Annotated in this window: 5 protein-coding genes; 2 read left to right on the top strand and 3 right to left on the bottom strand. The window is 32.6% G+C overall.

Annotated features, from left to right (window positions below):
* Positions 1–97: 97 nt before the first annotated feature.
* Positions 98–241 (bottom strand): hypothetical protein, encoded by a 144-nt coding sequence (locus DW1_RS15625; protein WP_159433601.1) that lies wholly within the window; start codon positions 239–241, stop codon positions 98–100.
* A gap of 305 nt (positions 242–546) precedes the next feature.
* Positions 547–1,515, bottom strand: a complete 969-nt coding sequence (locus DW1_RS14630) for a helix-turn-helix domain-containing protein (protein ID WP_074351672.1) — start codon at positions 1,513–1,515, stop codon at positions 547–549.
* Positions 1,516–2,111: 596 nt separating this feature from the next.
* Here DW1_RS14630 and DW1_RS14625 point away from each other — a divergent pair.
* The gene (locus DW1_RS14625; RefSeq protein WP_074351670.1) at positions 2,112–4,391 is read left to right on the top strand and encodes a S8 family serine peptidase; all 2,280 of its coding nucleotides are present in this window, start codon (positions 2,112–2,114) and stop codon (positions 4,389–4,391) included.
* Positions 4,392–4,460: 69 nt separating this feature from the next.
* Here the strand turns inward: DW1_RS14625 and DW1_RS14620 are convergent, their stop codons facing one another.
* On the bottom strand, positions 4,461–5,744 hold the full coding sequence (locus DW1_RS14620; RefSeq protein WP_074351668.1) for a polysaccharide deacetylase family protein: 1,284 nt from the start codon (positions 5,742–5,744) through the stop codon (positions 4,461–4,463).
* Positions 5,745–6,091: 347 nt separating this feature from the next.
* Here DW1_RS14620 and DW1_RS14615 point away from each other — a divergent pair, with 347 nt between their 5' ends.
* The gene (locus tag DW1_RS14615; protein ID WP_074351666.1) at positions 6,092–6,883 is read left to right on the top strand and encodes an HAD-IIA family hydrolase; all 792 of its coding nucleotides are present in this window, start codon (positions 6,092–6,094) and stop codon (positions 6,881–6,883) included.
* Positions 6,884–6,896 lie beyond the last annotated feature (13 nt).

Here is a 6,896-nt window from a genome sequence, read left to right as displayed (position 1 = left end):
TTTTTTGTTTTTTTAAAAGCCGTATAATAAGCAAACCCCAGCTCTTACGTCTTATGATTAGCTGGGGTTTGCTTATTATGCAGTATTTTGATTATTGCTATAAGATTTGTGGTATAGGTTTAACACTCTGATATTCTGTAAAGTCTGGTTCTGAACAATTCTCAGCAAAAACGATGCCGCTGCTGATGAGTATAAGAGATGCCACTAAGCTTACTATTAGGATTGGTTTAAACTTTTTCATATTATCCCTCCCTATAATTTTAAAATATCGAAAGCACTTTGATAGAAATAACATGCCTTCTTATATTTTCTTAGACTCTTATAATATTCCCCTAGATTATTACAGATATAGGAAATTTCTTTTTTGTTTTTGACTTTATAAAAGTAATCAAAGGCTTCCTTCATATAGGTTTCATATAAATGGTACTCTCCTTTATGAAAACAAATTGAAGCAGATAGCTCTTTACAGAAATAATAGTCGCTTTCATTAGTACATATAGCTTGGGCTTCTGATAAGATATCTTCAGCTTTTTTTATATCTAGTTTTTATATATATATATTAATAATTGCGTAATAGGTAATATTGGGATTATTCTTTGACTGCTTTTTTAGATCTAGGCTCATATATAAATATTCTAGTGCTGCATCAAAATTTTTGTATACTTTATATAGCAACCCTAAGTTGTGATATATTTTTTCCAGTAAATTATTTAAATTCATTTTTTTAGCTACATCTAATGCTTTCAAGAAATGGCTTTCAGCTAAATCTAAACTTTTATCCTCTAAATATAGACAACCTATAAAGTTATGAGAGTCAAAGATTTTTACCCAAGCTAGTTCATCGAGGTATATTTCAAGTGCTTCTTTGGCTAATGAAATAGCATTCGATAGGTGGTTCATTCTGTATGATGAGACACTTAAGTTGTAATATGCATCTGCCTTTGATAAGTCACTTGAGGCATAATTCATATATTTTAAAAAGAAATCATAGCTTTTTATATATTCTTTATTGCGAAGATAGGTCGTTGCTAGAACGTAATAGTAGCTTTCTATAAAGTATGGATCAGTAAAGTACTTTAAGTCTTTTTCTTCAACTAGGTACATTATTTCATCTGTAACTAAGGCTATAGCTTCAGAAGCTCTCTGGATTTTAAAAAGAAAATATGATTTTAGGATATAAAAGCAAGTCTCTTGGAATGTTGAGTTTATGTAAGGATAATTCACTTCAATATTATATATGACATTCTCTGCTTCACTATAACTATTATTTTTCAAGAAAGCTACTAAATTAGATAAAAGTTCATTAAGCCTACGACTTCTAATATTATGGGCTAAAAAGTATTCAGCAGGAACACCTAATTTATCTGCCAGTGCTTTAATTATATCATCAGAAAGATTATGGCGTCCAGACTCGAAATTACATAAATGAGAATATGAGACAATACCTTTAGCTAAATCCTGCCTGCTAATCTGCTTTAAAGTTCTTAATTTTTGAAATCTCTTGTGTAAATACAATAAAAAACACCTCACTTCTATAATTGAACTAATAAATATAAAAGAATATTAAAATTAAATATCTTTACTTAATTGATTAGATTGAATTAATTATAACATTATAGCATTAGACAAGTCTAGGGATAATTGCATATATATGGTTATTCGGAAAAAAATGGAAAAATAAGATTAGTTAGTGTTTTTTAATTAATTATTATGTATAAACAATAAGAATAAAATGGACTATAGGATGTAGACATGCTATTTTGAAAGTTATGAAATTAGCTAGATTGAGAGGGAAAGAAGTATAAAAAGGGAATATATATCATAAGCCTTATGAAATTAAAGGTGAATAAAAATTAGTTTTTCAATCTTAAGCAGGTAGAAATATGTTTACTCTTCTCTACAAACATATTTCGTACTTGAAATACATGAAAGGAGGTGTAGCTATGTATCATATTAGAGATCCGAGTAAGAAGGTCTTAAAACTCAAATTGACTAGACTAATAAGTACAATATTGAGTTAAAAGACCCCAAACCAAGAATATAATAACATATATAGTATGAAATGTAAAGCATTAAAAAAATAATTTAAAAATTAAAAGGAGAGTGTCAAGATGTATAAAAAAATAAAGAATTTAATACCTATTTTGCTAGTTATTCTATTAACTATAGGTTCATTTACATCTTTTGCTGAGACTCTTAATAATCAAAATGCTATACAGAATGAAATATTGAAAGATAAAATATCATTACAGATAAATGAAAGATTTGAATCAGGAGAAAAGATAGTTCCAGTAATGGTGAAGTTAAAGGAACAAGCAGATATAGAGGAAGTGTCAAAGAATACTATTTATAGCTTAAATGCTAGAAACCTAGATAAGAATGAAATAGAACTTGCTACTAGAGAAGCAGTTATAGAATCATTAGAGAACACAGCGAATAAAACACAAAAAAATTTACTAGCATACCTTAGATTAGAAGAAGGAAAAGGTAATGTAGAAGAATATAAGTCTTTCTATATTGCTAACATGGTATATGTAAAAGCTACAAAAGCTGTAATAGAAAGAATTGCATTAATGGATGAAGTTGAGCATGTATATTATGATGAAAAAGTATATCTTTTTGATGTAGTTATAAATGAAGAAGAAATCGAAAAAGCAATTGAAGAGAGTGAAGAGTTTGGAAGTATTGAGCTTATAGATATAGAAGAAGATACAGAAGATGGTGGGAAGATAGAGATTATAGAAGACGATAGTATTATAGATGCTCAGGCAGTATCTCCATCTGATATAGAATGGAATATCAAGCAAATTAATGCTGATGACGTTTGGAATACTTATGGAATAGACGGTTCAGGTGTTGTTGTAGCTACAATAGATTCGGGAGTTGTTTGGGATCATCCAGCTTTGAAAAACAAATATAGAGGATATAATGCGGCTACAGGTACTGTAGATCATAGTGCAAGCTGGTATGATGCTTATGCAGGTAGAACAACTCCATATGATGATAGTTCTTCACCACATGGAACCCATGTTATGGGAACTATTTTAGGCCAAGAAGCATCAGGTAGAAATGCAATAGGAGTAGCACCAGGAGCTAAATTTATTGCTGCAAAAGGCCTAGGGCCATACGGTGGAAGTAGTAGTGATTTGATAGATGCAGGCCAATGGATGCTCAGACCAGGTGGAAGTGCTGCAAATGCTCCAGACGTTATTAACAATTCCTGGGGCGGAGGCGCTGAGATGAATGACTGGTATAGAGATGTTGTCAGAGCGTGGAGAGCAGCAGGAATAGTACCTGTATTTGCAGCAGGAAACCATAGATCTTCTGGTGAGCCACCAGCGGGCTCAATAGCATGTCCTGCAAACTATCCAGAAAGCTTTGCTGTGGCAGCTACTGATAGTAATAATAGAAGAGCAACATTTTCTCTCAAGGGACCTTCTCCATATGATAGAAGTCTAATTAAACCAGATATTTCTGCTCCAGGAGTTAATATTCGTTCATCAGTACCAAACGGATATCAAGGAGGCTGGAACGGAACATCAATGGCAGCACCACATATTGCAGGAGTAGTAGCACTAATAGTGCAAGCAAATCCAAATCTATCTGTTTCCCAAATTGAAGCTATCATTAAAGAAACTGCAACTCCATTAACAGATAATAGTTATCCAAGCTCTCCTAATATGGGATATGGATACGGACTAGTAAATGCACTTAGTGCAGTAGAAGCAGCTGGGGCCGGAGAAATACCAGATCCAGTTCAAACAGGTTCAATGACAGGAAGAATAACAGATTATGATACAGGATATGGAATATCAGGAGCAAGAGTATCTATAAGTGGTACATCTTTATATGGAATTACCGATAATTCTGGATACTATACAATAAATAATATCCCTGTAGGTACTCAGCAAATAACAGTTACAGCAGATGGATATCAAGCAGTTTCCGGAAGTGTAACTATAGAAGCAAATAGGACAGTAACAGTAAATGGTACAATGAAGCGTGAAAATGTAGTTCAAACAGGAACAGTAACAGGAAGAGTAGTTGATTATTATAGTGGTTCTGGAATATCTTATGCTAGGGTTTCTGTTGGAGATAAAACAACATATACAGATTCATATGGATACTATACACTAAATAATGTGCCAGCAGGAAGTCAATATATGACCGTAGGAGCATCAGGCTATTACTCAGCTAGTGGCTACATTGATGTTATAGCAGGAGGAACTATAACTGTTAATGCTAGGCTAGTTAGAACCTGGTATTTTAAAAATGACGACAATGATATTGAGGAGTCAATAGTACCCGAAGAGCCTGTAGAGCCTACAATACCTGTAGAACCTATAGAAGTACCGTTACCAGAACAACCGGAAGAAAAAATAGAAAGCTAATATTCAGTTAAAAAATACATTGGGCTATCTCTTGGCCCAATGTATTTTTTTAGTTCTAAATAATTTGGACTAATATCTGCTTTCTAAGAATCTTTTCTCTACTTCCATCTCTAACTTCATAAGCTTTTTAATTACATGAGAAGGCTTTCTATCATTGTGTAGGCCGTTATTAGGAAGGATATCAATATTATATGGATCTGGATCAGTACTAGCAGGAACTGCTTCGATACTATTGTTGCTCTTTACAAAAGCTATGTGTGGAGAGCTAGTAGTTAGGACTTCAAACTTACATCCTAAGAACTTAAGTTTTTCTATTATTGTAGGAAGAGCTTTCAAGGTATTAGTCTTAGAAGCTGTATCGTGAAAAAGCACTATTGCAGTATTATGCCTACTAATCCAAGTTAATGTATTGTTGACTATGTCATCAACAGAAGCCGGAATAGCAGAAGCATCTCCACTACTAGCATTCCAATCAAAATGAACATATCCTTCCTCTGCCAGCCTATCTAGGATATCATTTATTACTTTTTTACCTGTTTCAGTTTTGGTTGTAGCATTATTTGACCCACCTGGAAATCTGATAATTTTTGGTCGCTTACCTGTACTTTCATATATAATATTTTCATTTTTATATAAATCATCGAAAAAGTTATCTACACTTTTATATATGAAATTGTAATTATGACTAAAAGTATGGTTACCTATAGAATGTCCTTCATCGGATATTCTCTTAAGAATATTTTTCCCTTCGTCTGTTTTTGTACCTATGACAAAGAAAGTGGCTTTAATATTTTCTTTTTTAAGCAAATCTAATACTTGAGTGGTTAGAGAGCTAGGGCCATCGTCAAATGTTAAATAAACTGTTTTGTTAGACCACGCATTTTCTTTGTTTAAAGTGTTAATAAATCTTTGCGTTGGTTTTGGTGGTGCTACTACTTCAGGCTTTACAGGAGAAGTATCAGCCTCAACAGGTTCATCTTCCGTTGGAGCTGTTGGAGAACTTGGAAGTTCTGTAGTCGGTTCGTCAGTGCCATCGAGATTTTCATTAGGCTGGCTACCCTCTAAGTTAGAGCTATCTTTTGGCTCTATTTCATCACCATCACCATTATTTGGATCATGGATATTTTCGACATTATCAGAATCATTAGAGTCAGTCTCTGATACAATGCCAGTGTTGTAGTCAGTACTATTGTTTTCACTGTCGTTATTACCGACATCGTCATTATCTTCATTGTTCAGTACATCACCAATATCATCATTTAACATAGACATTTCAATACTAAGAGTTTTATTTATAAGAGAAAGATTCAATATAACAGTTATTATAAGTATGAGTGCTACTATTTTTTTCATTTTTTACCTCCTAGTAATATAGCATTATTTCAGTGTAAAATTTCTAGCTAAATTCATAATACATCATATTTCATGAAAATTGTATGACAAATTAGTTACACTTTAGACCAACTAATGAGGCTAGGTCATTCTCCACAGTTTCAAAACGCAAACTTATTTGTGCGTTAACGCTCGCATAAATCTGCTTCTCATCCAGTTTGACTTACCAACTATTCTTTTGAAAAAAGCATCCAGGACAATCGGATTAGGCCATAATCTTAATGCAGAAAAGCTTCTTTTCTGATAATATTATTATTGGATATAAATATATATACCCTTTAGGGAAAAATAAATTGGAGTTGAATCAAATGGAGCTTAAGAATAAGAAGTGCTTTATTTTAGATATGGATGGAACTATATATTTAGGAGATAAGTTGATAGAAGGCACAAAAGAGTTTCTAGAGCTTTTAGAGAAACAAAACAAGAAGTACCTATTTGTTACAAATAACTCCTCTAAGTCAGCAAAAGACTATGTGGATAAACTAAATAGGCTTGGTATATATGCAAAGAAAGAGAATATTTTAACCTCAGGTGAGGCAACGTGTATTTATTTAAATAGATATAACCCAGGAGCAAAAGTATATGTTGTTGGTACAGAGGGGTTACTAAAGGAATTTAGAGACTATGGTTTTAATGTGACAAATGGTAGAGAAGAGCTTCCTGATTATGTAGTTCTAGGGTTTGATACATCTCTAAATTATATGAAAATATGGGAGGCATGTAGCTTTATAAGGAAGGGAGTACCTTTTATTGCTACACATCCAGATTATAACTGTCCTTTAGAAAATGGTGAGTTTATGCCTGACTGTGGGGCTATGATAGAGATGTTTAAAGCTTCTACGGGAATTTTTCCTAAAATAATAGGAAAGCCTAACAAAGAAATTGTTGATGTAATTTATGAAAAGACCAACTTAAGCTCAAAAGATATAGCTATTGTAGGAGATAGACTTTACACAGATATAATGACCGGAAAAAATAGCGGAATAACTTCAATATTAGTTTTAAGTGGTGAGACAAAAGCAGAAGACCTTGAAGATACTGAAATAAGTCCTGACATAGTTCTAGAGTCTGTTAAGAATTTATATGAAATATTGATTTGATACTATAATATAA

The sequence above is a fragment of the Proteiniborus sp. DW1 genome, assembly GCF_900095305.1.
In the GTDB taxonomy this organism is placed as follows: Bacteria; Bacillota; Clostridia; order Tissierellales; family Proteiniboraceae; genus Proteiniborus.
Note: the sequence above shows the minus strand (reverse complement) of the source record. Positions and strands in the feature narration are given on the sequence as shown.

What these genes read in the sequence shown, in the direction of transcription:
- DW1_RS15625 (WP_159433601.1), bottom strand. Translation starts at nt 241, where the DNA reads ATGAAAAAGTTTAAACCAATCCTAATAGTAAGCTTAGTGGCATCTCTT.
- DW1_RS14625 (WP_074351670.1), top strand. Translation starts at nt 2,112, where the DNA reads ATGTATAAAAAAATAAAGAATTTAATACCTATTTTGCTAGTTATTCTA.
- DW1_RS14620 (WP_074351668.1), bottom strand. Translation starts at nt 5,744, where the DNA reads ATGAAAAAAATAGTAGCACTCATACTTATAATAACTGTTATATTGAAT.
- DW1_RS14615 (WP_074351666.1), top strand. Translation starts at nt 6,092, where the DNA reads ATGGAGCTTAAGAATAAGAAGTGCTTTATTTTAGATATGGATGGAACT.